The sequence below is a fragment of the Nonomuraea sp. NPDC001636 genome, assembly GCF_040298265.1.
Classification (GTDB): Bacteria; Actinomycetota; Actinomycetes; order Streptosporangiales; family Streptosporangiaceae; genus Nonomuraea.
Genome location: NZ_JBEOZT010000004.1, coordinates 454,677 through 480,508, shown reverse-complemented (window position 1 = coordinate 480,508; position 25,832 = coordinate 454,677). Strand labels below are relative to the sequence as shown.

The following is a 25,832-nucleotide window of genomic DNA, read 5'->3' as shown; positions in this document are numbered from 1 at the left end:
CGGCCACTCCTCTGAGCTTCGGGGAAGGTCTGGGGGAAGGACGCCGGGGCGTCCGAGGAGAGCGGGGACCCGGAGGTCACCGCACGGCACAGAGCGCGCTCGCCTGCCGCCGGAGGTCGACGTGGAGGCGGGCCACCAGAAGGCTCTTCACGCCTCTGATCCTGCGCGAAATTTCCCACAAAAGCAATAGGTAATACATGAAAACCCGGTCAGCTCCGGCCGGGACCGCCGTCCGTCACCGTGACCCGGCCCGAGTACGCCGAGGTGCCGTCCGGGTTGAGCTGGAGGATCGGGATCTCCTTGGTCTGGCGGGCGCCGCCCTCGACGATCCTGATCGGGCCGCTGGCGCCCTCGACCGACACCGTGCCGCTGGTCAGCATGTTCGCCATGTCCTGCGGCGAGGGCACGTCCGGCTCGCGGGCGAACGCCTTGGCCGTCTCCAGGGCCACGAACATGGCGTCGTGGTGCATGATGGCCATGCCGTCGTCGAGGCTCTCGTGCGGGAACATGCGCCGGAAGCTGTCGGGGTCGTCGCCCTCGAACCTGGCCCGGATCGCCGTGAGCACCTCGCCGCCGGGCAGCGCGAGGCTCGCCGGGTGGGCCAGGGCCGTGTAGAAGAGCCGGATCCGGGTGTCCCCCCACATGCCGAGGTCGACCTTGCGGTTCATCTCGCTGGCGTCGTCCCCGGTGACCACGGTGACGCCGGGCCGGACGCACCGCTCGCGCTGGCTGAGCGCCTGCATCAGCGCGGGCAGCTGCTCGCTGCGCCCGGCGTACAGGACGGTGTTCGCGCCCGAGTTGCAGACGCGCTCGGCGATCACGTCGAGCACGGTGCCGGAGAACCTGGTCGAGGAGTCGAACGACAGCTCCATCACGCGTTCCCGGCCGGCCAGCGAGCCGGTGTAGAACCGGGCGAGGGTCTTGACGTAGCTGTCGGCCGGGTTGAGGTCCTTGATCACGACCGCCTTGAGCCCCGGGTTGACCTTCCTGGCGTGCACCACCCCGGCCTGGGCCTGCTCGCTGTTCAGGGCCGCGACGCGGGCCAGGCCGGGGAAGCCGGTGAGCTCGTCGGAGGTGATGACCGCCGAGACCATCGCGTACCGGCTCGCGCTCAGGCTCGCGACCGTCCTGCGGGTCGCGCCGGTGCTGGCGCCCAGCCCGGTCACGGCCACGATGTGCTCCTGCGCGGTCCGGTCCCGGACGGCCTCGACCGTCGGCTCCCAGTCCTGCGGCCCGTCGCTGGCGACCAGCACCCGCACGTACGGCGGCGAGGACGGCTGCCGGTTGCGCCACACCTGCGCCAGGTGGATGCCCTCCAGGCCGTGCCTGATGCTCTCTCGGTTCAGGGCGATGTCGGTGAGGGAGCCGGTCATCGGGAACATCGCGACGACGGTCACGTAGTCGTCCGGGTGCTCCTTCTCCACCGCGGCGTTCTCGGCGGCGATGCGGCTCATGACCGGGGCCAGGTCGGGGCCGAAGGCGTCGCTGTCGTCGGTGAGCCGCGACGTCCTGACGTAGAGCCCGAGGACGACGACGGCCGCCACGACGAGCACCCCCGCCAGCGCCCTGCGCAGCAGGACGCGGTTGCGGCGGCCCGCCGCCCACTTCGCACCGACCTCCGCCGGCGCCGGATCGCCCGCCCCGGCCGTGCCGAGGTCACCGTCGTCGCTCATACCTGTCGGCCTCCCGTAACAAGATCGCCGGACTGGTGGTCGACCGCCTGGCCAGGTCCCGCAGCCCGCGCGCGATCTGCTCGGCCCGGCTCCCGGACGGGTCGAGCAGCGGGTCGAGCCAGAACCAGCGGTCCACGACCAGGGCCCTGACCACGACGAGCCAGTCCCCGCGCTCGTGCGGGGCGGCGGTCGCCACCAGGGAGTCGTACAGCTCGTCCAGGGGGGTGACCAGCGGCAGCCGGTTGGGGGCGGTGGTCACCTCGTTGAAGCCGGCCAGCCATTCCGGCAGGCGGCTGCGGCCGTCCTCGCGCACGTCGAGCCGGTCGAAGAGCCGGTTCAGGTGATCGGCGACGTGGGTCAGATGGCCTTCGGGGTCGTCCCGGCCGACGCGGGCCAGGCGGTGGTGCAGGCTGCGCGGGTTCTCCTCGCCTCCGGGGCCGAGGTGGAAACGTTCCAGGTCGCCGTGCACGTCGTCCCAGCGGCCGGTGACGGCGAGCCGGTGCAGCAGCAGCCGCCGCAGCCACGGGTGGATCACGGTGACCTGGGGGCCGCGCGCCCCCTCGTAGCGGCCGTGCGGGTCCCGCTCCTCCGGACGGCGGTCGAGCCAGAGCAGGTCGGCCAGCTCGTTGCGCAGGTTCGGCGTCCGGCCGGCCCGTTTGAGCAGGGCGCTCTCGGCGTCGTCCACGTTCCTGGCCGCCGCCCAGTCGGTGAGCTCGTCCAGGTGGGCCAGGTGCAGCCGGTCGGGCCAGCGCAGCAGGTCCTCGCGGCACACGACGGCGCGGAAGGCGTCGTCGTCCTGGGCCGTGGCGGCGAGCCTGCCCAGGCGCCGGGTCACGGCCGGATGGCCGCCGGTCAGCTCCCGGACGGCCGAGGCGTAGGCGCGCGACCTGTCGGCCTCCAGCGGCGGCATCAGCACGGGGTACCACCACGGCTGCTCCCTGGCGTCGTAGCCGGCCCGCCAGTCGCGGTAGCTCGCCTCCGCCAGTGTGGGCGGGTGGGCCGCGCCGGGCACGACCGTGCCGGGACGCGCCCACGAGCCGCCCATCGGCAGCCACTCCTTCGACTCCGCCACCACCAGCAGCGGATCGGCGCCCTTGGCCGGGCCGAGCGCCCTGAGCAGCGCGCGGCCCGCCGCGGTCTCGGCCCCCTCCAGCAGCAGCAGGCAGCTGCGGGCGTGCCGGTGGCTCTTGGACCAGGAGTCGGTGAGGTCGGCGACGAGGGCCCGGCACAGGATCGCCCCGGCGGACCCGGACGGGTCGCCGCCGTGGCCGTCCCGCCGTCTGGCCAGGTCGATCACGTTGCCGTTGGCCATCTGGGCGGCCAGCCACGTCCTGCCCTTGTCGTTGAGCAGCCTGACCACGCGGCGGCGCTGGCCCCGCGCGGCGTACTGGAGCACCGAGGTGAGCGCGGCCAGCGGCTCGGCCCCCGGGATGCGGCCGAGCAGGTCGCGCAGCAGGGACAGGGCGTCGGACAGCCGCTCGGGGTCGCCGCCGTCCACGAGGTCGTCCAGTTCGCCGGCCAACTCGTTGTCGGAGCGGTCCCGCGGGTCCAGGGCCAGCACGTGCAGCGCGAAGACCACCCGAGGCAGCCGGACGCTGGAGGTCTCCATCAGGTCGTGGGCGATGCGCTCGACGGTCTTGACCACCGGCGCGTCGCGCAGCCCCGGCAGCCGGAAGTCCACCCGCACCCGGGGCGACTCGGGCCTGGTGACGCTCCTCCAGACGCGGGTGAGGCACACCTCGCGGTCGGTGCCGTCGGGGCCGAGCAGCACGATGACCGGGAGCCGGTCGCCGCTCCCGAGCGGGAGGCACTCCTTCGTCACCAGGCGAAGGTGAGCGTCGTTGAACGAATCCGCCATCGCAGCAACCTGCCGGGTCGTCGTCAGCTGGTGCGTGCCCGAGTGAGCCTGAATGAGCCTGATTGAGCCCTGGGTGAGCCCTGGGTGAGCCCTGGGTGAGCATCGCCCCGCGGACGCTCGTTTCCATCATAGAAACGAAGCACTGGGCTACGACGGAAAAATCCGGATGTATCCGGAGCCTCCGGCCGACGCCGGAGGCTCCGGCCCGGGTCAGGGGTGCGGGCGCTCGTCCACCACCTGCAGCACCTTCCCAGTACGCGGGTGCGTCACCAGCTCGGACGGCCGCACCCATTCGACGGCCAGCGGGTGCACCAGGCCCTCGGCCACGGACTTCGGGTAGAGCGGCTTGGCCGCGTACACGGCGTCCACGAGCCGCTGGGTCAGGCCGGGCGGCGGCTCCTGCGTGCAGGCCAGCCGGAGCAGCAGGCCGTCCTTGCCGTCCCAGCGGCGCTGGACCATCTGCATCGCCGACATCGCCCGGTCCGGGTCGGCGGCGACCAGCACGGCCCGGACGGCCTCGCTGGACATCGCCACCGTCTCCACCCTGGCCCCCTCCGACGTCCTGCCGACCAGCCGGAAGGCCCGGCATTCCGCGTCGATCCACTCCCCCAGGTCGCCGACCGGGTAGCGGATGACCGGCATCAGCGTCCTGAACAGGTTGGTGACGACCACCCGTCCGCGCACGTCGGGCGTGGTGATCGGCTCGCCGGTCACCTCGTCGAGCAGCTCCACCAGGGTGCGGTCGGGGAACGCCGCGTGCACCCGCACGTCCGCGCCCGCCACGGGGCCGCCGATCAGCCCCGCGTCCACGGAGGCGTAGCCGAGCGAGGCGATCGCCGCGCCGGGGAAGGCCTTGGCGAGCTGCGGACGCAGGTCGTCGAAGAGCAGGTCACCGGCGAACAGCAGCAGCTCCACGGTGTCCGCGCCGCGCCCGCGCGCGATCACCGCCTCGGCCACCTTGCCGAGCTTCATCGGCGGCCCCGCCAGCACGTGCACGCCGAACAGCTCGATCAGGTCGGCGATGTAGCCGTCCTCGGCGTGGCAGGCGATGGGCAGGCGCACGTTGTCCACGGGGGCGTTGTGCAGGGCGTGCTCGATGTAGAGGAAGCCGCCGTACATCTCGCCGGCGGAGAACAGGTTCGCCACCCGGTGGCCGGGCCGCAGCCCCGCCCGCACCATGCCGGCGCCGAACGCGGTCACCGAGTCGGCGTGCTCGGAGCGCGTCCAGGGGGAGAACTTGGGCGCCCCGGTGGTGCCGCCGGAGGCGTAGACGCCGGCGTCGGTCAGGGGGCCGGTCAGCAGCCTGTTGTCCGGGTAGGTGTTGGCGGCCCAGAAGGCGTTCTGGTCGATGATCGGCAGCGCGGTGAGGTCGTCCACGCCGTCGGGCAGGTCGCGGTAGAGGTCGGCGTAGAACGGCGAGTGCCGCCGGGCGAAGTCGATCAGGTCACGCAGGGACTTGGCGGGCATGGGTCACTCCTTGGTCGTCGATGCTCAGATCCGGCTGTGGGCGAGGCTCGGGACCCGCGCCAGCACCCGGCGGCGGTAGAACCACCAGTTGGTGGCCAGGAAGACGGCGTAGGCGCCGATGAACACCTGGAGGGCGGGCGCGACGGAACCCGTCCCGGCCAGCGAGACGGCGAAGCCGCGGGGGATGAGGAACCCGCCGAACGCGCCGACCGCGGAGGCGATGCCGATGGCCGCCGCGGCCTCGCGCCTGGCTTGCAGCCGCGCGTCCGGCGAGCCGTGCCGGGCCTGCGCGGTGAAGATGGCCGGGATCATCCGGTACGTGGACCCGTTCCCCGCCCCCGAGGCGACGAACAGCACCAGGAACGCGCCCAGGAAGAGCGGGAAGCTGTGCTGTCCGAGCGCGGCCAGCGCGGCCACCGCCCCGGCGGCCATGGCGACGAACGACCACGAGGTGACCCTGGCGCCGCCGTGCCGGTCGGCCAGCCAGCCGCCGACCGGCCGCGCCAGCGACCCGGCCAGCGGCCCGAGGAAGGCCAGGTACGGCGAGGCGGACTGCGCGAACACCGACTTGGCGACCAGCGGGAACGCCGCCGAGTAACCGATGAACGAGCCGAAGGTGCCGATGTACAGGAAGGACATGACCCAGGTGTGCGGACGGAGGAACGCCCTGCCCTGGGTGCCGAAGCCGGTCCTGGCGACGGCCAGGTTGTCCATGAACAGGTACGCGCACAGCGCGGCGGCCACGATGAACGGCAGCCACACCAGCCCCGCGTAGGCCAGGCCGCCCGCCGCAACCAGCGGGATCAGCAGTTGCACGACCGCCACGCCCAGGTTCCCGCCGGCCGCGTTCACGCCCAGCGCGAACCCCTTGCGCCGCTCCGGGTAGAAGTAGGAGACGTTGGCCATGGAGGAGGCGAAGTTGCCGCCGCCGAGCCCCGCCGTGGCCGCGGCGGCCAGGAACATCCAGTAGGGCGTGGCCGGGTCGGTGACCAGCCAGGCCAGCAGCCCCGTCGGCGCCAGGAGCAGCAGGGCGCTGGCCACGTTCCAGTTGCGCCCGCCGAAGGCCGAGACGGCGAAGGTGTAGGGCAGCCGCAGCGTGCTGCCGACCAGGTTCGGCACCGCGACCAGCCAGAAGAGCTGGTCGACGGTGAACGGGAAGCCCGCCTGCGGCAGCAGGACGACGACGGCGCTCCACAGCAGCCACACCGCGAAGCCGAGATGCTCGACGAAGATGGAGAAGATCAGGTTCCTGGTGGCGACGCGGCGTCCGACGGCCGCCCAGAACCCCGGGTCCTCGGGTTCCCAGTGCTCGATCCAGCGTCCGGTCCGCCGGTTCTGCCCGCTCATGGGGTCTTCCTTTCGTCGATGGGACGGCCGGCGACCACGACGCCGTGGCCGCGGAACTCGGCGACGACCTCCCCGGCCGGGCGGCGTACGGTGACGTCGTAGACGCCGTGCCGACCGTGTCTTGCCCGTTCCGTGGCCTCGGCCACCAGCACGTCGCCCGCCGCGGCGGGGCGAAGGAACGTCACCTGGGCGCTGTGGGCGAGCATGACCGGGCCGCGACTGTTGCAGGCGTGGTCGAAGGCGGCGTCGGCGAGCAGGAACAGGTAGCCGCCGTGGGCGACGCCGTGCCCGTTCACCATGTCCTCGGTGACGCGCATGCGCAGCCGGGCCCGGCCGCCGGCGGCCTCCTCCAGCGCGATGCCGAGCGCCCGGCAGGCCGGATCGGGGCCGGTCGCGGGGCCGGTCGCGGGGCCGGTCGCGGGGCCGGTCGCGGGGCCGGTCGCGGGGCCGGTCGCGGGGCCGGTCGCGGGGCCGGTCGCGGAGCCGGTCGCGGAGCCGGTCGCGGGGGCGGTCATGGGGTGGCTCCGAGCCAGGTCCTGGCCATGGCCTGGACGGCCGAGCCGTCGGGGTCGGCGAGCTTGCCGGCCACGTACCGCGACACCCAGGGCCCGGTCGGGATGCGGAAGGGCGGGTCGGCGGCGGTCAGCGCGGCCACGATCACGTCGGCCACCTGCCAGGAGGTCTGGCCGGCGCCCTCCCAGCCGGGGCCGCACACCCAGTCGAGGTAGGCGTCGAAGGCCGGGGCGTACGGGCCGGAGGCGGCCCGGATGGTCTTCCGGTTGATGTCCGGAAAAATCCCGAACCGGGTGTCGGAGACGAAGCCGGGCACCACCACGCTCACCCGTACGCCGTGCGCGGCCGCGACCGGCGCCAGGCTCTCCATGAACCCCTCGACCGCCGCCTTCGCCGCCGCGTACGCCTCGTTGAACGGCTGGCCCACGACGCCGTGCACGCTGCCGACCGTCACCAGACGCCCTCCGGCGGCCCGCAGCAGCGGCATCGCCACCCGGCTCACCTCGATCACCCCGAAGAAGTTGACCTCGAAGTTGGCGCGCAGCGCCGCCGCCGTGGACATCTCCATCGTGGGGTCGAAGTTCGACACGCCCGCGTTGTTGACCAGCGCGTCCAGCCCTCCGTACGTCTCGCGCACGCCCTTCACGCACGCCCGCGCCGAGGCGGGGTCGGTGACGTCGAGCCGGCGGACGTCCAGGGTGACGCCGGCCCGGTCGGCCGCCGCGCGCAGGTCGCCGTCGCGGCCGGGGTCGCGCATGGTGGCCACCACCGTCAGCCCGGCCCGCGCGGCGGTCACCGCGGTGGCCAGCCCGATCCCCGACGAGGTCCCGGTGATCAGCACGGTCGTCATGACGCGCTCCCCGCCAGGTGCGCCCGCGGCTCGGCCCGGTCCATGTGGGCCTGGATCCCCGAGGCGGGCAGGAACGAGAACGCGGCCAGCAGCGTGCCGCCGGCCATGACGGCCTGCGCCGCGCCGAGCACGCCCAGCGCGGGCGTCAGCAGGGTGACCGCCGACCCGCCCGCGAGCGCGGCCAGCGGGATCACCCCCCAGGTCGCCGTGCGGAACGCGGCGTGCATGACGCCCTGGTTCTCGGCGGCCATCCGCGACTGCCGGATCGGCGCGCTGCACACGTTGATGCACGACATGAAGAAGCCGTAGCAGCCGAACGTCACGCCGATCACCGGCGCGGCGGGCAGCGCGGGCGCGGCCAGCACGCCGAGGCCGACCAGGCAGTGCAGCAGCAGCGCCCAGGCCATGGTCCGGCCGAGCCCGAGCCGGTCGCTGATCTTCGGGGCGGCCACCGCGCCGAGCACCGCGCCGACGGCCGCCGCCGACATCGCCGCGCCGAACACGCCCACCGAGACGCCGAGCCCCTGGTAGGCCAGCACCGGCAGGACCGTGACGAAGACCGGCCCGCCCGAGTTGAGCACCACCGCGGCCAGCACCACCCGGCGCAGCACCGGGTCGGCCCAGTTCAGCCGGAAGCCGAGCATCAGCCGCGAGCGCACCGGCACCCGCTCCCCGGTCGTGACGCCCCACGGCTTCATGGCCCGCAGGCAGGCCGCCGAGACCAGGTAGCTGGCCGCGTCCACGAGCAGCGAGGCGACGCCGAGCAGGTGGTACAGGCCCGCCGCGATCGACGGCCCGGCCACCTCCGACACCGTGCTGCTGCCCTCCAGCCGCGAGTACGCCCGCACCAGCCGGTCCTGCGGCACGGTCGTGGGCACGGCGACGAGGTAGCCGATGTTGAAGAAGATGGTCGCGCCGCTGATCAGCGCCACGCACACGAACAGCACCGGCGTCGAGAGCACCCCGCACCAGTACGCGACCGGGATGACCCCCACCGCCACCAGCCGGACGAGGTCGCACACGACCATGGTCAGCCGCTTGTCCCACCGGTCCACGAGCACCCCGGCGATCGGCCCGAGCAGCGGGATGCCCAGGTACTGGGCCATGGCCACGATGCCGACCTCCAGCGCGGAGGCGTGCAACACGAAGATCATCAGCGTCGGCACGACGAACACGGTGATCCGGTCGCCGAGCAGGCTCACCGTCTGGCCGCTCCAGTAGAGGCCGAACTCCCTGCCGAGCGACCCCGGCATCCTCACTGCTCCTCCCGCACGACGAAGGAGGACGTCTTGCCGGTGCGGTCGTTGCCGATCAGCGCGCCGACCGTCCGGACGAGGAAGGAGCCGGGGTCGTGCTGGAAGGCCGTGCTGAGGGTGAAGGTGCCGGCCAGGAGGTCGTGGCGCAGCCGTTCTGGCAGGTCGGGCGGGGTCTCGGGGCCGGTCAGCAGCAGCACGTCCACGCCGGAGACCCGGCCCTGCCGCTGGGTGATCAGGACCTGGGCGCGCAGCACGCCGGGCTCGCGCTCGGCCCGGGCGACGACGTCGTCCACGTGCAGGCCGAGGCCGCGCACCTGGACGACCGAGTCGCGGCGGCCCAGGATGCGCAGCGCCCTGCCGTCCCGGCCGCACGGGCAGGAGACGAGGCGGCCGGCGTCGCCGGTGCGGTAACGCAGCACCGGGTTGAGCATGTCGGGGTTGAGCGTGGTGAAGTCCAGCAGCTCGTCGGCGTCGCTGTGCACGAGCTGGTCGGGCAGCGGGTGGAAGACGTCGGCCGGGCAGTCCGGGGTGTTGGTGGCGGCGACCCAGGTCTCGGTGCTGCCGAACATGCCCCAGCGGCGGGCGTCCGGGGCGACCTCGGCCAGGTCCTCGTCGAGCTGGGGATGCCAGGCCTCGCCCAGCCAGAGCACCTTGCGCAGCGCGGGCAGGCGCAGGCCGGCCGCGCGGGCGTGGGCGAACCACAGCCGCAGCACGCTGGGCGTGCCGCCGAACGCGGTCACCTTCCGGTCGGCGAAGAAGCCGAGCCAGTCGCCGTACTCCTCCTTGCCGACCGAGCCCAGGGCGATGACCCGGCAGCCGGACAGGTCGGCGAAGGCGGCGGCCAGGAAGTGGGCGCCCCACATGCGGCCGGCGCCCCAGGCGTTGACGAAGACGTCGTCCGGTTCGAGCGGCTGCCAGTGGCGGTGCACGCCGTCCATGTAGAAGCCGGTGGGGGCGTAGCCGACCTTGGGCGCGCCGGTGCTGCCGCCGCTCTGGAAGAGCCAGGTCGCGCCCTGTCCGGCCTTGGGCTCCAGGTGCGCGAGCGCGACGTTGAGGTCGTCCTTGACCAGCGGCGGCAGGGCGGCCAGGTCCTCCAGCGTGAGCACCTTCTCGTGGCCCTCGTAGCGCGGCGCGAGCGCGGGCACGCTCCTCAGCCGCTCCAGCGAGCGCCTCGGGACGCGCAGCAGCGGCTCGGCCGCCGCGGACGTCAGCGAGAACGATTCGGTCATGGGGGTCACCAGCTCTCGGGGTCGTGCGGAAGACGGTCTTGCTTGAAGCGGTCCTGCGGAAGGTGGTCCTGCGGGTGGTGGTCCTGCGGAAGGCGGTCCTGCGGGTGGCGGTCTTTGAGGAAGCGGGCGTGGCCGTCGCGGTAGGACGTCCAGCGGGCGCGGGTGACGTCGCGCTGGAGGGTGCGGGCGGGGTCGCCGAGGTCGGGCGCGATCACGCCGTCGGGCTCCAGCTCGGAGAACCAGTAGCGCTCGCCGTCGTGCAGGAAGTCGACGCAGAAGAACGGGATGGGCAGCCGCTCGTAGAAGTACGCCGTGGCCGCCGCCAGCTCGGGCGGCACGGGCGGGAACTCCATCGTGCCGCCCCTGCTGGCGTTGGCGACCGGCGAGCCCGGCTCCGGGATGCGCTTCATGACCGCGTACGGCTCGCCGTCCACGACGTAGACGCGGTAGTCCACGGTGCCGTCGCCCAGGTAGGGCTGGACGACGAGCGTCGTGTCGCCGCCCTGGGCGAGGCTGGCCAGGCCGCGCAGCTCCTCGGAGTCGCGGGCCAGGTTCACCCCGCCGCCGCCGCACCAGCCGGCCGGCTTGACCAGGGCGGGGTAGGTGAGCCCGGCGATGGCGGCCTCGTACAGGTGCTTGCCGGTGTCCCGGCCGGTGCCGATGCGCAGGGTCGGGATCGGCGGCACGGGCGAGTCGCGCAGCCGCAGGACGGTGGCCAGCTTGTCGTTGGCCACCGGCGACAGGGACGGCGGGAACGGCAGGTAGAAGCCGGCCTCCTCCAGCACGGCGTAGAGGGCGTACTGGTTGAAGACGTCCATGGACTGGTAGGGCAGGGAGTACAGGGCGGTGATGAAGAGCGTGTCCTCGGGCGTGACGGGCTCGTCGTCCACGAAGACGCGGGGCCGGCCGGGTTCCAGGGCGTCCACGGTGACCGAGTCCGGGGAGTTCCTGGTCCAGCGCAGGCCGAGCTCGGCGGCGACCTCCTCGTACAGGTCCCAGAAGAACGGGTGCCACATCGCGGTGGCCCGGGTGGACTCCCGGTCGGGGAAGATCCAGCACAAACGGCGCAACGGGCTCATGACTCTCCCTTCTGGCTCGCCCACCAGCGGCGGCCGGGCTCGGGCAGGGTGTCGATCGGGTCGTAGAAGGGGAAGCGGCGCGCCGGGCCGGGCGGCTCCAGCCCGATCCCGTGGCTCCTGGTCCAGTACGAGACGCCGCGTTCCCGGTCGTAGGCGGCGGCCTGGTGCACCCAGCGTTTGCCGACGTAGGGCACGTCGCACACGATCCGGGGCGTGGCGTAGCCGGGCAGGTGGCCCATGATGGCCTCCTGGAGGCGCCGGGCCTGGTGCAGCGGGGTGCGCCAGTGCTCGGCGTTGGGGATCAGGTCGCAGACGTAGAAGTAGTAGGGCAGGATCCCGGCCTCGCCGTGCAGGGCGAAGCACAGGTCGAGCAGGTCGTGCGGGGTGGCGTTCACGCCGCGCATAAGCACGCCCTGGTTGCGCACGTCCCGCACGCCGGCCGCGAGCAGGGCCCCGGCGGCCTCGGCGACCAGCGGCGTCACCGAGCGGGCGTGGTTGGCGTGGGTGTGCACGGCCAGGTTCACCCCGCGGGCCCGCGCGACGGCGGCCACCCGGCCCACGCCCTCGACCACGGCCGGCTGGAGCCAGTGCTGCGGCAGCCCGACCAGCGCCTTGGTGGCCAGCCGGATGTCGCGTACGGACTCCAGCTCCAGCAGCCGCAGCAGGAACGCCTCCAGCCGCGGCCACGGCATGTTCGCCAGGTCGCCGCCGGAGACCACCACGTCGCGGACGGCGGGCGTGCGCTTGAGGTAGTCCAGCATCAGCTCCTGCCGGTCCACCGGCCTGAGCGTGAGCCTGGCCTTGACGACCTGCGGGGTGGAGGTGCCCACCAGGTCCATGCGGGTGCAGTGGCCGCAGTACTGCGGGCACGTGGCCAGCAGCTCGGCCAGCACCTTCGTCGGGTAGCGGTGGGTCAGGCCCTCCACCGCCCACATCTCGGCCTCGTGCAGCGAGTCCCGCTGGGCCCGCGGATGGCTCGGCCAGAGCGGGTGCCGGTCGGAGGCGACCGGCACCAGGTAGCGGCGGACCGGGTTGGCCAGGAACGCCGCCGTGAAGGCGGCCGGACCGCCGGGTTCGTCCGGCGCCATGACGTTGAGCAGCTGGGGCGTGACCAGCATGGACATGGTGGCGAACCGGGCCACGTCGGCGGCCAGGTCGGCGAGGAAGTCGTCCTGGAGCAGGTCGCCGGTCACGGCGCGGAGCTGCGCCGCGTTGCGCACGCAGTGGGCGCGCTGCCACTGGGCGTCGCGCCACTGCGCCTCGGTGACCCCGCGCCACCCCGGCAGCCGCCGCCAGTCGGGCTCGGCGAGCGCCCGCCGCGCGTACACGTAGGGGCGGTCGGCGGCGGCCCCGGGCCCCGCGGCCGGCTCGACGTCGGCGGCGGGGCGGCGGGACGTGTCGTCGTTCGGGCTCATCCGGCGAACAGCGCCGCGTGCCGGGTGCGGAGCTCGCGCTTGAGCACCTTGCCTGTGGGGCCGAGCGGGTAGTCCTGCTCGGTACGCGCCAGGATCACCGCGGCCAGCGTGGCCAGGCCCGCGTCGGCCAGCGCCTTGTTGGCCTTCTCCCTGATCTCCTCGGCGGTGACCGCGGCGGCCTCGGCCTGCGCCCGTACGACGGCGATCGGCACCTGCCCCTCGGGCCCCGGCACGCCGACGACCGAGCAGTCCTGGACGAGGTCCGCGCAGTCGGCGATGAGGACCTCCTCGACGGGCAGGCTGTAGACCGGCCCGGCCGCGGTGTCGATCACGTCCACGGTGCGGTCGAGGTGGTAGAAGTTGCCCTCGGCGTCCCGGCGGGCGACGTCGCCGGTGAGCCAGTAGCCGTTGAGCTCGAAGCTGCCGGTCAGCCTGGCGTCGTTCCAGTAGCCGGGGGTGCGCGACGGGGTGATCACGCCCAGCAGGCCGACCTCGCCGTCGGGCAGCTCCCGGCCGTTCTCGTCGAGCACGGCGGCCTTGATCACCGCGTCCTGCGGCTTGCCCACGCAGCGGTCGGCGCGCGGCGTCTCGGGGGAGGTGACCTGGCCGAACAGCGCCATGCCCATCTCCGAGGAGCCGAGCCCGTCCACGAACTGGGAGCCGGGCAGCGGCTCGCCGGCGGCCTCGCCGCGCGGCAGCAGCCACGACCTGATCAGCCCCGCGGGCCGCTCGCCGAGCTGGACGAGCCGCCGGATGTGGCCGTAGTGGGCGCTGTCCCCGGTGTTGAACCAGGAGTGCACCCGGGCCGCGCCCTTGACGGGCAGCTCGCCGGTGGCCAGCTCGACGAACGTGCGCGGGAACGAGGCCACCATGGTCGGCTGGAACGCCTCCATGACCGGCTCCACCCCGGGCCGCCGCCAGTCCGACATGATCACGGTGGGCAGCCCGAGCAGCACCGCGGTGAGGAAGTAGCTGAGCCCGCCCGCGTGCGTGTGCGGCATGAGCGACATCAGCCGGTCGTACGGCTCCGCCGGGAAACGCACCATCCGCTGCTGTTTGCCGTCCCAGAAGCTGCGGTGTCCGAGGATGGTGGACTTGGGGGTGCCGGTGGTGCCGGAGGAGTGGATGAGCGCCACCACGTCGTCCGGCTCGTGCCGGTACGGGTACTGCTCCGGCAGCCCGCCCGACGCCGCGTCGTGGGCCCGTACCTCGGCCGCCAGGGCGAGGAACCGGGGCCGGGCGCGCGGCGTGTTGCGGTAGGCGAGCTGCAGCCGGGTCGTGTCGTCGGCGACCACGCCCACCACGCCGACGTGCTCCAGGTAGCCGGCCATGACGTCGGCCCGCATGGCGTCGTTGACCATCGCCGGGATCGCGCCGAGCGCGGTCAGCGCCAGGAAGTGCAGCAGCGGCTCCAGTCCCTCGGCGACGACGACGCCCACGGGCTCGCCGGGCCGCACGCCGTTGGCGTGGTACCAGGTGGCGTACCGGTCGCGCAGGGCCGCGAGGTCGGTCAGGCTGTGGCCGCGTAACACGACCTGGCCGCGGTGGTCGGTGTGGTGGCTGTGGATGAACGGCACCGACCGGTTGGGGTTGGCCGCGAGCGCGTGGTCGAGGAAGTTGCCCGCGCCGAGGCCGGGCTCGGTCATGAAGCCCTGCCGTACGGCCAGGGGGGCGATGGGGGTCTGGTCAGTCATGGATGTGCCTCCACGTCGCGTCGATCTCCGCGGCCACCCGGTGTCCTGAGCGGATGGCGCCTTCCATCAGGCCGAAGAACTCGGTGCTCGTCTCGGTGCCGGCCCAGTGCACCCGCTGGTGGGGGGTCGTCAGCCGCGGGCCGAGCCGCAGCCAGTCGCCCGGCCCGAACAGCGCCGCGTAGCAGCCCCGGCTGTGCTCCTCGCTCAGCCAGTCGGTCACGTGGCAGGCGTCCGGGGCGGGCAGCCCGGGGAACAGCCGCGCGACCTGGGCCCGCGCCCGCTCGGCCTGCTCGCGCTGGGGCAGCGCGGCGAACGCCTTGGCCTGCGCGCCGGTCACGAACCCGGTCAGCACGCCCGCCGAGCCATTGGCGGGCGAGTCGTCCACGGTGGACAGCAGGGGGCCGTCCGCGCTGACCGACCAGCCCGAGAGGCCCTGCTCGCGCCAGAGCGGCGCGGGGTAGACCAGGTGCACCTTCACCGCGCAGCCGGGCGCCGTACGAGGGCCCGACCGCGGCGCGGGCAGGCCCGGCCGGAACTCCACGGCGTCGGCCGGTACCGGCGGCACGGCGACCACCACCACGTCCGCCCTGGTGACGCCGGTCGCGGTGACGACGTCCACGCCGGTCGCGTCCTGGTGGACCGCGCGCACCGGCTCGCCGAGACGCACCCGGTCGCCGAGCCGGGCGGCCAGGCGCAGGCACACCTGGTGGGCGCCGCCGTCGATCCGGTCCTCCTGCGCGCCGCCCGCGAAGGCGTTCAGGTAGCGCAGCCCGCCGCCCGAGCGCAGGTAGAAGGCCAGGTGCAGGACGGACACGTCCGCCGGGTCTGCGGCCATCATCTCGCCGGCGAACAGCGGGAAGAACAGCCGCGCGTCCGGATGCGTCAGATGCTCGGCGGCCCAGTCCGCGGCCGTCGTGGCGTCCAGGCGGGCGGCGTCCGGGGTCAGCCAGGGGGCCTCGGGGCGGACGGCGGCGGCCAGCTCCTCCAGCGCGTCGAACAGGCCGCCCAGCGCGACCGCCGACAGGGGCGGGAACCGGCCGGTCCCGGGCTCGCCGCCGAGCGCGAACCTGGCCGCGCCGCCCACGGTGGCCGGGGTGGTCTTCAGGTCCAGCTCGGCCAGCAGGGCCGTCAGCGCGGTGTGCCGCTCCCCCAGGTACGCCGCGCCCGCGTCGGCCCAGCCGCCGGGGGCGACCTCGATGCCGTGCGTACGCCCGCCGACGCGGTCCCTGGCCTCGATCACGGTGACCTCGGCGCCGGACGCGGCCAGGTCGGCGGCGGCGGTGAGCCCCGCGAGACCCGCTCCCACGACGACGACCCTCATGCCAGGCTCGCGATCTTCTTGGCCAGCGCGGCGGGGGTTGGGGCGTCGAGGAAGTCGTCGAAGTCCAGCTCGGCGCCGCAGTCGCGGGCGATCGCGCTGAGGACGCGGGTGGCGAGCAGCGAATCCCCACCCAGGACGAAGAAGTCGGAATCATCCGTTATTTCGGGGTTTTCCAGTACCCGCCGGAAGATGTCAGAGACGGCGGTGACGTCCACGTGCATGATCTCCTTCAGTTGGTGGTGTAGCGCCGGTGCGAACCGGCGCGGTCGACCTTGCCGCTGGTGGTGTAGGCCAGTTCGGGCACGACGGTGATCCGGCTGGGCACCAGATGGCCCGGCACCCGCTCCCGCAGGTACTCCCGCACCTCGGCAGCCAGCCCGCCCTCGGCATCCCGGATGGTCTTCGGGTCCTGGGCATCCCGGCCGGGTTTCGTGTGCTCGGCGTCCCGGCCGGACTGCGGGTCCTGGGCATCCCGGCCGGGCTGTGGGCGGGGGACGACGTAGGCGGCGAGGGTGATGTGATCGGCGACCGTGACGCCCGCCACCGCCACCGCGCCCACCCCCGGATGGCCGGCGATGTGCGCCTCGACCTCGGCCGGGTCCACCCGGATGCCCCGGATCTTGAGCTCGTGGTCGAGCCGTCCCTCGTGGACGAGCGCCCCGCCGCCGGTCACGGTGACCCGGTCTCCGGTGCGGAAGAACCGCCCGCCGCCCGTCTCGGGGGCGACGAAGCGCGCGGCGGTCGCCTCCGGCAGGCCCAGGTAGCCCAGCGCCAGGCCCGGCCCCCCGACCAGCAACTCGCCCTCCGCACTCACCCGCTGCTCGACGTGCGCAAGCGCCCACCCGATCGGCACCCGCTCCCCCGCCGCCGACGCCCGATCCCCCGCTGCCACGTCGGTCATCGGGCCGTGCAGGTCGATGGCGTGTGTGACGAGGGTGGTCTCCGTGCACCCGTAGGTGTTGAGGAGGCGGACGCCGCCGGTGTCCAGGGCCCGCCAGTCCGCCAGGCGCGACGGGCTGACGGCCTCGCCGCCGATGATCACCAGCCGGACGCGCGGAGGCAGCGCGGCCCCTTCGTCGGCCAGGTGCCGTACCAGCTCGTGCCAGAACGCCGTGGGCAGGTCCAGCACGCTGATCCGCTCGTCGGCGACCGCGCGCAACATCCGGCGGAACGAGCCCGAGTGCGCGTCGTCGTGGAAGACCAGCGCCGCCCCGCCGGTCAGGGCGGGCAGGATCTCCTCCAGGCAGGTGTCCCAGTTCAGCGAGGCGAACTGGAGCACCCGGTCGGCCGGGGTGATGCCGAACAGCTCGCGCAGCGCCCCGGTCACGACGGAGATCGCCCGCCTGGGCGTCACCACGGGCTTGGGCGCACCGGTCGAACCGGAGGTGAACAGGACGTACGCGGGCGCGTCCCCCGCGACGACCGGCAGCTCACTCGCCAGGTCGTCGCCGGGGTCGCCGGAGTCGTCGGAGCCGCGGGAGTCGTGGAAGTCGCCGTCAGGGTCGCCGTGATCGGGGGGCTCGATCACCCGTACGCCGTCCGGGGCCCATGCGTCCGGCCCGGACGCGACCAGCGTGCGGCAGCCGGCCGCCGCCAGCATCGCCTGCCGGCGGGCCCGCGGGTGCGCCGGATCGACGGGCACGTACGCGCCGCCCGCCGCCAGCGTGCCGAGCAGCGCGGCCACGGTCCCCGGCGTGCGGGACGCCGGCACGCCCACCGCCCCGGGACCGGGCCCGAGCCGCCGGGCGATCGCGCGGACCCATGCGGCCAGCTCGGCGTAGGTGACGGTGCGACCGTCGTGGACCAGGGCCGGACGGCCCGGATGGAGCCCGGCCGTGCGGGCGAACTCCTGGAGAACGTCGTGGTGCGGTTCGGACAACGCTGCCTCTTCCCCGGGGTGACGCGACGGGGCCGGCCGCGCGTCGGCGCGTCTGTCAGCCCGTGTCAAGCGAATGTGGAGCGAACCCAAGCGAGATCGCGTTCAGAGTGCAGCAGGGCGCTGCACGGGGGCTTGATGGCGTCAGGATTTCGGCTGTACTGCCTGTCATGTCTCCTGTATGGCGGCCTGCGACGTGGCAAAGGGGAAATGCGATATGTCAGACGAAACAGCACGGGCGGGTCTGGCGGACGTACTGAAGATCGGGCTCCTGGGAGCGGTGCGGGCCTGGCGGGGGCGTCAGGAGATCCCGCTCGGGCCGCCCCGGCAGCGCGCGGCGCTGGCCCTGCTCGCGCTGGACGCGGGCCGGCTCGTCTCGGTGAACCGGCTGATCGAGGGCCTGTGGGGCGAACGGCCTCCGGCCGGGGCGCGCAACCTGGTGCAGGGGTACGTCTCCCGGCTGCGTCCCCTCCTGGCCGCGACCGGCGTCACCATCGCCTACCGCCCGCGCGGCTACCAGCTCGGCCTCGACCCCGGGCAGGTGGACGTGCACGAGTTCCGCACGGCGGTCACCCGGGCGCGCGCCGGGGAGACGGCCGAGCGGCAGGCCACCGGGCTGCGCCGCGCCCTGGCCCTGTGGCGCGGCGAGCCGCTGACCGGCGTCTCCGGCGGCGAGCTGCTGGACCGGCTGCGCGACGCGCTGGCCGAGGAACGCCTCGGCGCCGTCGAGGAGTGCCTGGACGCCGAGGTCCGGGCGGGCCGCGCGGCCGTGCTGGTACCCGAGCTGATCGCGCTGGTCGCCGAGCACCCGTTCCGCGAGGGGCTGGTCGGCCTGCTCATGCTGGCGCTGTGCCGGGCCGGCCGCCGCGTGGACGCGCTGGAGCGGTACGAGCGCACCCGCCGCCGCCTCACCGAGGAGCTGGGCCTCGACCCCGGCCCCGAGCTGAGGCGACTGCACCAGCGCATCCTGCGCGGGAACGTTCCGCCGATCAGGCCGGCCGATTCCCGGGAAACGGTGACGCCCGCGCAACTGCCGCCCGGTCCCGGCCAGTTCACCGGCCGGACGGCCCAGCTCCGGCTCCTCGACCTCCTCACGGCCGCCGCCGACCCACCCGCGAAGGACAGCCCCCCGCCCGCGAAGGACGGCGCCCTTCTCGCGACGGACGGCGCCCTGCCCACGACCGTCGGCAACGCGCTCGCGAGCGGCGACGACCCGCTCGCGACGGGCGGCACCTCGCTCGCGACCGGCCGCGACCCGCTCGCGGGCGGCGGCGACCCGGCCGCCGGTGGGGCGGCGATCTCGGTGCTGACCGGCGCGGGCGGGTCCGGCAAGACGGCCCTGGCGCTGCACTGGGCCCACCGCAACCGCCACCGCTTCCCCGACGGCCAGCTCTACGTGGACCTGCGCGGGCACTCGGCCGAGCGGCCGCTGCTGCCGATCGAGGCGCTCGGCCGGTTCCTGCGCGGGCTGGGCCTGCCCGCCGAGCGCGTGCCCGGCACGGTGGAGGAGGCCAGCGCGGCCTACCGCAGCCTGCTGGCCGACCGGCGGGTGCTGGTCGTGCTGGACAACGCCGGCAGCGAGGAGCAGGTCCGCCCGCTGCTGCCGGGCGGACGGCGCTGCGCCACCGTGATCACCAGCAGGGACCGCCTGGACGGCCTGGTCGCCCGGGACGGCGCGATCCCCGTCCCGCTCGGCGTGTTGTCCACCGGCGAGGCGGTCACGCTGTTCGGCGGGATCCTCGGCGGCGAACGGCTGGCCGCCGAGCGGGACGCGGCGCTCGACCTGGCCAGGGCGTGCGGCCGGCTGCCGCTGGCGCTGCGCATCGCCGCCGCGGGCATCCTCGGCCGGCCGGGCGGGGACGCCGTCGGCGGCATCGCCGGTCAGGTGCGCCGGCTCACCGGCACCCGATTATCGGCCTTGGCGGTCACCGGAGATCCGCACGCGGCCGTGCGCGGCGCGTTCGACCTGTCCTATCACCGCCTGGATCCGGCGGCGCGGCGGCTGTTCCGGCTGCTGGCGCTCGTGCCGGGGCCCACGTTCACCGCTGGGGCGGCCGGCGCGCTGGCCGGGACCGTGCCCGCCGAGGCCGACCGGCTGCTGTCCGGGCTCGCCGCCGCGCACCTGGTCGAGGAGCCGGAGCCGGGCCGCTACACCTTCCACGACCTGATGCGGGAGTACGCCCGCGAACGCGTGCTGGCCGAGGAGTCCGCGCCGGGACGGGCCCGCGCCCTGGACGCGCTGATGGCCTGGTACCTGCGGATGGTCCGGGAGGCCGGCGACGCCGCCTACCCCCACCTGCTGCGCGCCCCCGCCGACGGCTCCGGCCGCCCGGCCGCCTTTCCCGGCGCCGCCGCCGCGCTGGCCTGGCTGGACGCCGAACGCGCCAACCTCGTCGCCGCCGTACGGAACGCCCCCGGCCACCCGTACGCCTGGCGGCTCATCGACGCCATGAACGGCTACCTCGACCTGACCGGCGGCCAGCCCGGCTGGACGGACGTGCTGCGGGACGCGCGGCGGGCCGCCCGCGCGGCCGGCGACCACCTGGGCCAGGCGGCCGTCGGGCACTGCCTGGCCGCCACCCGGTGGCGGGCGGCCGAGCTGACCGAGGCGGTCGCGGAGCTGCGCGGGGCGTTCACGGCCGCCGAGCTGGCGGGCTGGCCGGAGGGGAAGCTCGCGGCGCTGGCCGCGCTCGGCGTGGTCCACCTCCAGCAGGGCAGGCTCGGCGCGGCCCGGCGGCTGCTGACCCTGGCCGTGGACGGCTCGCGGCGCTCCTCGCGGGTGGGGGCCGCGCCGCTCGTCGACCTCGGGCTGGCGCTGACCCAGCTGGGCCGGCTCGACGCCGCCGAGGAACGTCTGAGCGAGGCGGTGTCGCTCTGCCGCGACCGCGGGCTGCCGGCGGCCGAGGCCGCCGCGCTGGCCAGCCTCGGCAACGTGCTCCGGCTGACCGGTCGGCTGGGCGAGGCCGTCCGGTGCCTGACGGCGGCGCGCGGGCTCGGCGCCGCGATCGGCGAACGCTCCCAGGCCGACCTGTGCAGGGAGCTGGCCGACGTGCACCTGGACGCGGGCCGCCGGGCCGACGCGCTCGGCTACGCCGAGGAGGCGCTGCGGCGGGCGCTGGCGGTCGGGGATCCCAAGCTGGAGCTGGACGCCCTGCTCGGGCTCGGCCGGATCCGCTGCCAGACCGACCCCGGGGCCGCCGTCGGGCAGCTGAGCGCCGCGCTGGAGCGGGCCCGCGGCATCGGCGCCGCCGTGGGCCAGGCGGACGCGCTCGTGGGGCTGGCCGTGGCGCGTACCCGCCTGGACGAGCACGTGACCGCCATGCGCGACACGCTGGCGGCGCTGGCGCTGGCCAGGAAGGCGGGCGCGGTGCTGGTGCAGGGTGCGGCGCTGGCGGCGGGCGCGGAGGCGGCGCTGGCGGCCGGCGATCCAGGCCTGGCCATCTCCTACGCCGCCCGCGCGGCCCGCGTCCACGCCGGCAGCGGCTACAAGCTGGGCGAGGCGCGGGCCCTGGTGACGCTGGGCCGCGCCCACGGCCGCACCGGCGACGAGCCGGCCGCCGAACGGTTCCGGGAACGGGCCGGCGACCTGTTCACGGCGGTCCTGGATCCGCCGCCGGCCCGGCCCGCCGAGGTGACCGCGGGCCGATGACCGGCCCCGCCGGAACCCCGCCGGGATCAGCCTCGGCAGGATCAGCCTCGCCGGGATCAGTGGAGGACGCCGTGCTCCGCGGCCCAGGCGGCGACCTGCGTGCGCGAGCCGAAGTTGAGCTTGAGCAGGATGTTGGCGACGTGCCGGGCGGCGGTGGCCGGGCTGATGAACAGCTCCTCGCCGATGGCCCGGTTGGACAGCCCCCGGCTGATCAGCACGACGATCTCCCGCTCGCGCGGCGTGAGCACCGACGCCGGGCCCGACGCAGCCCCCGCCGCGGTGCCCGACGCGGTGCCCGACGCAGTGCCCGCCGCACCGCCCGACGCGGGCCGCGGCGCGCCCTGGGCCGGCCGCTCGCCGCGCAGGCCGTAGCGCAGGGCCTCCTCCTCCGTCATGCCGCCGCCCATCGTCCACCAGAGCTGGACCTGCCCCTCGCCGGCCTCCGCGCGGGCGCGGGCGAGCAGCGGCTCGGGCGTGGCGGACGTCCAGACGGGCAGCCCGAGCCGCTCCTCCATGGCCTTGGCCGCGGCCCAGAGGCGTACGGCGGTCTCCAGGTCGTGCTGCTTCTCGGCCAGGACGGCCAGCGCGACCAGCGCGGAGATGATCGGCAGGTGCTGCCCCATGGACCGGCTCAGCGTCACGCACCGGGCCAGCCGCGCCCTGGCCCGCTCCGCCTCGCCCTGGCGGGCCAGGACCGCGCCGAGCAGGCCGAGACTGGTGGCCAGGACGGGCTTGGCCGCCATCTCCTCGGCCAGCTCGGCGCACTCCTCCAGGTGGCGGCGGGCGCTGTCGAGGTCGCCGAGGAAGTCGGCGAAGCGGCCCAGCTCCAGGTGGGCCCGGGTGACCCCCCACAGGTGGCCGAACCGGGAGTAGACCTCGATGGCCTCCTCGCCCCTGGTCAGCGACTCGCGCCGGAGGCCGTTGAAGGCGGCCGCCCCGGACAGCAGCAGCCGCGCCGACGCCTCGATCAGGCCGTTGCCGACGCGCAGGGCCAGGTCCAGGGCCTCCTCGCCGCGCCGGGCGGCCAGCGCGATGTCGCCTTTGGTGCCTTCGTACATGCCGGCGATCACGAGGGTGAAGGCCAGCATGAAGTCGTCGCCGGTCGTCCGGCGCAGCTCAAGGGCGCGGGCGGCCGACTCTCCGCAGGCGGCGGCGTCCTGCTGTTCGTAGGCCAGGTTGGCGTGGTGGAGCAGGGCCTCGGCGGACAGGTCGCGGAGTGCGCGGGCGGCGGGCAGCGCGAGCAGGCTCTCGTACCAGCGGCGGCCCTCGGTCAGCTCGCCGAACCCTATCCACAGCGGCATGTAGCCGCACGCGAGCCGCAGACCGGGCTCGGCCAGGCCGGACTCGACGGCCCAGGACAGGGCCTCGCGGGCGTTGCCCAGCAGGTCCTGGAGCGCGAGCAGCCGGGCGTAGCGCTGCGGCCAGGTCAGGCCGGGCGTGGCCCACACGTCGCGGCCGTGGTGGTGGGCGAGGTCGGCCAGGCCGTGGAGCAGCCGGTCGCGCAGCTGCCGGGCCTCGCCGGCCGACTCCAGCTTCCCGGCGGCGAACTGGCGGGCCGACTCCAGCAGCCGGTAGCACGAGCTGCCCTGGTCGAACAGCACGAGCGACTTGTCGACCAGGCCGCTGAGCACGTCGAGGACCTGGGCGGCGGCCAGGCTCGGCCCCGCGCAGACGGACTCGGCCAGGTCGAGGGTGAACGGCCCGCTGAACACCGCGAGCCGCCGGAAGAGCACCTGCTCCTGCGGGGAGAGCAGGTCGTGGCTCCATTCGAGGGTGGCCAGCAGGGTGCGCTGCCGGGCCGGCGCGGTGCGGCCGCTCGCCGTCAGCAGCCGGAACCGGTCGTTGACCCGGGCCGAGATCTGGCCGGGCGACATCACGGCGGTCCTGGCCGCGGCCAGCTCCAGGGCCAGCGGCAGGCCGTCGAGGGCGTGGCAGAGCCGGGCGATGTCGCCGGCGTTGGCGCCGGTGACCGCGAGCCCCGACCCGGCCGACCGCGCCCGGTCAAGGAAGAGCTGCACGGACTCGACCTGCTCGACCTCCTCGGCCGCCTCCGCCGGGCCGGGCAGCGCCAGCGGCGGCACCCGCCACACCAGCTCGCCGGGGATCTTCAGCGGCTCCCGGCTGGTCACCAGCAGCCGCAGGTCCTCGCAGGAGCTCAGCAGCCGCTCGGCCAGCTCGGCGCACGCCTCGACCAGGTGCTCGCAGTTGTCCAGGACGAGCAGCGGCTTCTTGCCGCGCAGGAAGTCGACCAGCGTGTCGAGCAGCGGCCGCACGCCCTCCTCGTGCACGCCCAGCACCTTGGTGATCTCGTGGACCAGCAGGTCGGCCCGGGTCAGCCTGGACAGCTCGGCCAGCCAGACCCCGTCGGGGAAGGACGGGACCAGCCGGGAGGCGATCTGCAGCGCGCACCGCGTCTTGCCGGTGCCTCCGACGCCGCTGAGCGTCAGCAGCCTGACCTCACCGACCAGCCCGCACAGCTCCTCCAGATCCCGTTCCCGCCCGATGAACCTGTCGGGCTCGGCGGGAAGGTTGTGTCTGAGCAACGTCACCATGATCCTCATGTGTCTGGACCCCAGGATTGGCACCCAGTGTGACACCGCCCTCACGAGCTGTCAGAGGTTTGCCCCAAGCGCGGGACCGGCTGCGCGGACCGGGACGACCCGCAGCCGCGCGTCGATCAGCAGGGTGACGTCGTGCTCGGTGATGATCCGGCGGCACTCGGCCGGGTCGGGCTCGTGCGCCGCGACCAGCCGCGCGCCCGCGCCGAGCACCATGTCGTAGGCCCGCAGGTCGGCCCCGGCGACCAGGACGACGTCGGCGGCGCCCACCTTGCGGGCGGTGGTGAGCCGGGCGGTGGGCTCGATCGGGCCGTCGGCGCCGAGCAGGCTGTCGAAGCCGGCCGTGCCGGGGATGCCGGTGAAGGAGTAGACCTGCCGGATGTCGGCCTCCTGGGCGATGGCGTCGGCGTCGTCCCGGTCGGTGATCATGATGCGGGCGCCGGCGGCGGCCGGTCCACCGGGGATGGACACGACCACGCCGCCCGCGGCGAGCACGGCGTACCCGGCGACGGGCAGGTGGCAGCCGCCGCGCAGCAGCACCACCACCGGGTCGCCGGGGCGCAGGCCGCGCCGCCGCAGGCCCTGGGCGGCCTGGCGGGCGCGGACGGCGAGCGTGCCGTACGTGAGCGTGGCGCCGCTCGCGGCCTCGGCGACCGCCACCCGCGGGCCGAGCGCGGCCGCCCGCAGCAGGACCGTCTCCGTCCAACCAGTCATGGCCCCAGGTTAGGAAGGAGGCGGCCGGGCGGCATGGTCCAGAGTGTGTAACCGGGTGTGTAATCCGGCCGCGGCCATACCCGATTCCGCATGGCTTGAGCCCGCGCGGGGGCGGCGCGCGTACCTCCTGACGGCAGATCCCGGTTCCGGTTTCGGAGGTACGTCATGCACCGCAGAGTCGCCCTGCTCGCCGTCGTCGCGCTCGCCGTGGCGGGCGCGCCGGTCCCCGCGCAGGCCGGGACCGCCCTGGACCGCGGGCCCGTGGGCTGGTCGGGGGCCGGTTCGTCGTCGCAGCGCAGGACCGTCATGGAGTACTGGACGCCGGAGCGCATGCGGGCGGCCAGGCCGCTCTCCGCGCCCACGCCGCGCCGCGGGACGTCCTCCGACGGGCCGACGCAGGGCACGCCCTGGGCCACGCGCGGGGTCACGGGCAGCCGGATCACCACCTCCTCCTGGACCGGCTCCTGGACCGGCGGGGCGGCCTCCTCGCTCGCCGGGAGCACGGCGGCGGCCCGCCGGGCGGCGCCCGCGCAGGACAGTCCGGGCCAGGCGTGGGCCGACGGCGGCGGCGTCGCCCGCACGGTCGGCCGGGTCTTCTTCACCACCGCCGAGGGACGTACGGCCTCCTGCTCGGGCACCGCGGTGACCAGCGCCAACCAGAGCGTCGTGATGACCGCGGGCCACTGCGTCAAGATGGGCGGCGCCGCCCACCGCAACTGGGTGTTCGTCCCCGGCTTCGACAACGGCCGCCGCCCGTTCGGCACGTGGGTGGCCACCCGGCTGCTGACCACCCAGCAGTGGAACACCAACGAGGACATCAACTTCGACGTCGCCGCCGCCGTGGTCGCGCCTTTACAGGGACGCACGCTCACCGACGTCGTCGGCGGCCAGGGCGTCGCCTTCAACCAGCCCACCGGGCGGCAGATGTTCTCCTTCGGCTACCCGGCCGCCGCCCCCTTCGACGGCTCCGACCTGGTGTTCTGCAGCGGACGGGTGTTCAAGGACCCGGTCAGGACCCGCGACCAGGGGCTGCGCTGCGCGATGACCGGCGGGTCCAGCGGCGGGCCGTGGTTCGAGGGCTTCGACACCTCCACCGGCCTCGGCTGGCTGAACTCCGTCAACAGCTTCAAGTACGACTTCGCCCCCGACTTCATGTTCGGCCCCTTCTTCGGCAACGAGGCCATGGCCGTCTACCAGGCCGCACAACGCTCCGGCGCCGCCTGACCACCGCCGGCGTCCGCTGACCGATCTGTTTTGGGCCCCCCGGCCGGTATTCCGGCCGCACGGCGGACGCTCTGACCCGGCGCACGAACGCCACCACGCCGTCAGGCGA

Annotated in this window: 19 protein-coding genes; 2 read left to right on the top strand and 17 right to left on the bottom strand. The window is 74.6% G+C overall.

Annotation, left to right across the window (positions count from 1 at the left end):
- Nucleotides 1-76 precede the first annotated feature (76 nt).
- From ABT158_RS11835 to ABT158_RS11765, 15 genes are all read right to left on the bottom strand, one after another.
- Entirely contained in the window at nt 77-199 is a 123-nt protein-coding gene (locus ABT158_RS11835; protein WP_352324370.1) for a putative leader peptide, read from the bottom strand.
- Nucleotides 200-209: 10 nt separating this feature from the next.
- The gene (locus ABT158_RS11830; RefSeq protein WP_352352740.1) at nt 210-1,673 is read right to left on the bottom strand and encodes a type 1 periplasmic-binding domain-containing protein; all 1,464 of its coding nucleotides are present in this window, start codon (nt 1,671-1,673) and stop codon (nt 210-212) included.
- The gene (locus tag ABT158_RS11825) at nt 1,657-3,495 is read right to left on the bottom strand and encodes a hypothetical protein (protein WP_352352739.1); all 1,839 of its coding nucleotides are present in this window, start codon (nt 3,493-3,495) and stop codon (nt 1,657-1,659) included. The genes ABT158_RS11830 and ABT158_RS11825 overlap by 17 nt, the downstream gene beginning before the upstream one ends.
- Before the next feature lie 246 nt (nt 3,496-3,741).
- Nucleotides 3,742-4,998 carry a phenylacetate--CoA ligase family protein gene (locus tag ABT158_RS11820; protein WP_352352738.1) on the bottom strand — a complete coding sequence of 419 codons (1,257 nt, stop codon included), beginning with the start codon at nt 4,996-4,998 and terminating at the stop codon, nt 3,742-3,744.
- Between the two features lie 24 nt (nt 4,999-5,022).
- Entirely contained in the window at nt 5,023-6,345 is a 1,323-nt protein-coding gene (locus ABT158_RS11815; protein ID WP_352352737.1) for an MFS transporter, read from the bottom strand.
- Nucleotides 6,342-6,860, bottom strand: a complete 519-nt coding sequence (gene paaI / locus ABT158_RS11810; RefSeq protein WP_352352736.1) for a hydroxyphenylacetyl-CoA thioesterase PaaI — start codon at nt 6,858-6,860, stop codon at nt 6,342-6,344. The genes ABT158_RS11815 and paaI overlap by 4 nt, the downstream gene beginning before the upstream one ends.
- Nucleotides 6,857-7,708 (bottom strand): SDR family NAD(P)-dependent oxidoreductase, encoded by an 852-nt coding sequence (locus tag ABT158_RS11805; RefSeq protein ID WP_352352735.1) that lies wholly within the window; start codon nt 7,706-7,708, stop codon nt 6,857-6,859. Before ABT158_RS11805 ends, paaI begins: the two co-directional genes overlap by 4 nt.
- Nucleotides 7,705-8,961 (bottom strand): MFS transporter, encoded by a 1,257-nt coding sequence (locus ABT158_RS11800; RefSeq protein WP_352352734.1) that lies wholly within the window; start codon nt 8,959-8,961, stop codon nt 7,705-7,707. Before ABT158_RS11800 ends, ABT158_RS11805 begins: the two co-directional genes overlap by 4 nt.
- A 2-nt stretch (nt 8,962-8,963) precedes the next feature.
- Nucleotides 8,964-10,193, bottom strand: coding sequence for a phenylacetate--CoA ligase family protein (locus tag ABT158_RS11795; RefSeq protein WP_352352733.1), 1,230 nt, complete (start codon nt 10,191-10,193; stop codon nt 8,964-8,966).
- A 5-nt stretch (nt 10,194-10,198) separates the two neighbouring features.
- The gene (locus ABT158_RS11790) at nt 10,199-11,272 is read right to left on the bottom strand and encodes an ATP-grasp domain-containing protein (protein ID WP_352352732.1); all 1,074 of its coding nucleotides are present in this window, start codon (nt 11,270-11,272) and stop codon (nt 10,199-10,201) included.
- Complete coding sequence (locus tag ABT158_RS11785; protein WP_352352731.1) at nt 11,269-12,687, bottom strand: KamA family radical SAM protein; 1,419 nt, start codon at nt 12,685-12,687, stop codon at nt 11,269-11,271. The genes ABT158_RS11790 and ABT158_RS11785 overlap by 4 nt, the downstream gene beginning before the upstream one ends.
- Complete coding sequence (locus ABT158_RS11780; RefSeq protein WP_352352730.1) at nt 12,684-14,381, bottom strand: class I adenylate-forming enzyme family protein; 1,698 nt, start codon at nt 14,379-14,381, stop codon at nt 12,684-12,686. The genes ABT158_RS11785 and ABT158_RS11780 overlap by 4 nt, the downstream gene beginning before the upstream one ends.
- Nucleotides 14,374-15,702, bottom strand: coding sequence for a flavin monoamine oxidase family protein (locus tag ABT158_RS11775; protein ID WP_352352729.1), 1,329 nt, complete (start codon nt 15,700-15,702; stop codon nt 14,374-14,376). Before ABT158_RS11775 ends, ABT158_RS11780 begins: the two co-directional genes overlap by 8 nt.
- Nucleotides 15,699-15,917 (bottom strand): phosphopantetheine-binding protein, encoded by a 219-nt coding sequence (locus ABT158_RS11770; protein WP_352324385.1) that lies wholly within the window; start codon nt 15,915-15,917, stop codon nt 15,699-15,701. The genes ABT158_RS11775 and ABT158_RS11770 overlap by 4 nt, the downstream gene beginning before the upstream one ends.
- A gap of 14 nt (nt 15,918-15,931) precedes the next feature.
- The gene (locus tag ABT158_RS11765; RefSeq protein ID WP_352352728.1) at nt 15,932-17,581 is read right to left on the bottom strand and encodes an amino acid adenylation domain-containing protein; all 1,650 of its coding nucleotides are present in this window, start codon (nt 17,579-17,581) and stop codon (nt 15,932-15,934) included.
- Between the two features lie 214 nt (nt 17,582-17,795).
- Between ABT158_RS11765 and ABT158_RS11760 the strand changes: the two genes are divergently transcribed.
- Nucleotides 17,796-21,227, top strand: a complete 3,432-nt coding sequence (locus ABT158_RS11760; protein ID WP_352352727.1) for an AfsR/SARP family transcriptional regulator — start codon at nt 17,796-17,798, stop codon at nt 21,225-21,227.
- A 56-nt stretch (nt 21,228-21,283) separates the two neighbouring features.
- Here the strand turns inward: ABT158_RS11760 and ABT158_RS11755 are convergent, their stop codons facing one another.
- A complete protein-coding gene (locus ABT158_RS11755) occupies nt 21,284-23,770 on the bottom strand; it encodes a LuxR C-terminal-related transcriptional regulator (protein WP_352352726.1) in 2,487 nt (828 codons plus the stop codon).
- Nucleotides 23,771-23,839: 69 nt separating this feature from the next.
- On the bottom strand, nt 23,840-24,499 hold the full coding sequence (locus tag ABT158_RS11750; RefSeq protein WP_352352725.1) for an AMP-binding protein: 660 nt from the start codon (nt 24,497-24,499) through the stop codon (nt 23,840-23,842).
- A 165-nt stretch (nt 24,500-24,664) separates the two neighbouring features.
- Between ABT158_RS11750 and ABT158_RS11745 the strand changes: the two genes are divergently transcribed.
- On the top strand, nt 24,665-25,723 hold the full coding sequence (locus ABT158_RS11745; protein ID WP_352352724.1) for a trypsin-like serine peptidase: 1,059 nt from the start codon (nt 24,665-24,667) through the stop codon (nt 25,721-25,723).
- Nucleotides 25,724-25,832: the final 109 nt, after the last annotated feature.

What these genes read in the sequence shown, in the direction of transcription:
- ABT158_RS11760 (WP_352352727.1), top strand. Translation starts at nt 17,796, where the DNA reads ATGTCAGACGAAACAGCACGGGCGGGTCTGGCGGACGTACTGAAGATC.
- ABT158_RS11750 (WP_352352725.1), bottom strand. Translation starts at nt 24,499, where the DNA reads ATGACTGGTTGGACGGAGACGGTCCTGCTGCGGGCGGCCGCGCTCGGC.
- ABT158_RS11745 (WP_352352724.1), top strand. Translation starts at nt 24,665, where the DNA reads ATGCACCGCAGAGTCGCCCTGCTCGCCGTCGTCGCGCTCGCCGTGGCG.
- ABT158_RS11785 (WP_352352731.1), bottom strand. Translation starts at nt 12,687, where the DNA reads ATGAGCCCGAACGACGACACGTCCCGCCGCCCCGCCGCCGACGTCGAG.
- ABT158_RS11795 (WP_352352733.1), bottom strand. Translation starts at nt 10,193, where the DNA reads ATGACCGAATCGTTCTCGCTGACGTCCGCGGCGGCCGAGCCGCTGCTG.
- ABT158_RS11780 (WP_352352730.1), bottom strand. Translation starts at nt 14,381, where the DNA reads ATGACTGACCAGACCCCCATCGCCCCCCTGGCCGTACGGCAGGGCTTC.
- ABT158_RS11835 (WP_352324370.1), bottom strand. Translation starts at nt 199, where the DNA reads ATGTATTACCTATTGCTTTTGTGGGAAATTTCGCGCAGGATCAGAGGC.
- ABT158_RS11790 (WP_352352732.1), bottom strand. Translation starts at nt 11,272, where the DNA reads ATGAGCCCGTTGCGCCGTTTGTGCTGGATCTTCCCCGACCGGGAGTCC.
- ABT158_RS11815 (WP_352352737.1), bottom strand. Translation starts at nt 6,345, where the DNA reads ATGAGCGGGCAGAACCGGCGGACCGGACGCTGGATCGAGCACTGGGAA.
- ABT158_RS11775 (WP_352352729.1), bottom strand. Translation starts at nt 15,702, where the DNA reads ATGAGGGTCGTCGTCGTGGGAGCGGGTCTCGCGGGGCTCACCGCCGCC.
- paaI (WP_352352736.1), bottom strand. Translation starts at nt 6,860, where the DNA reads ATGACCGCCCCCGCGACCGGCTCCGCGACCGGCTCCGCGACCGGCCCC.
- ABT158_RS11830 (WP_352352740.1), bottom strand. Translation starts at nt 1,673, where the DNA reads ATGAGCGACGACGGTGACCTCGGCACGGCCGGGGCGGGCGATCCGGCG.
- ABT158_RS11820 (WP_352352738.1), bottom strand. Translation starts at nt 4,998, where the DNA reads ATGCCCGCCAAGTCCCTGCGTGACCTGATCGACTTCGCCCGGCGGCAC.
- ABT158_RS11800 (WP_352352734.1), bottom strand. Translation starts at nt 8,961, where the DNA reads ATGCCGGGGTCGCTCGGCAGGGAGTTCGGCCTCTACTGGAGCGGCCAG.
- ABT158_RS11805 (WP_352352735.1), bottom strand. Translation starts at nt 7,708, where the DNA reads ATGACGACCGTGCTGATCACCGGGACCTCGTCGGGGATCGGGCTGGCC.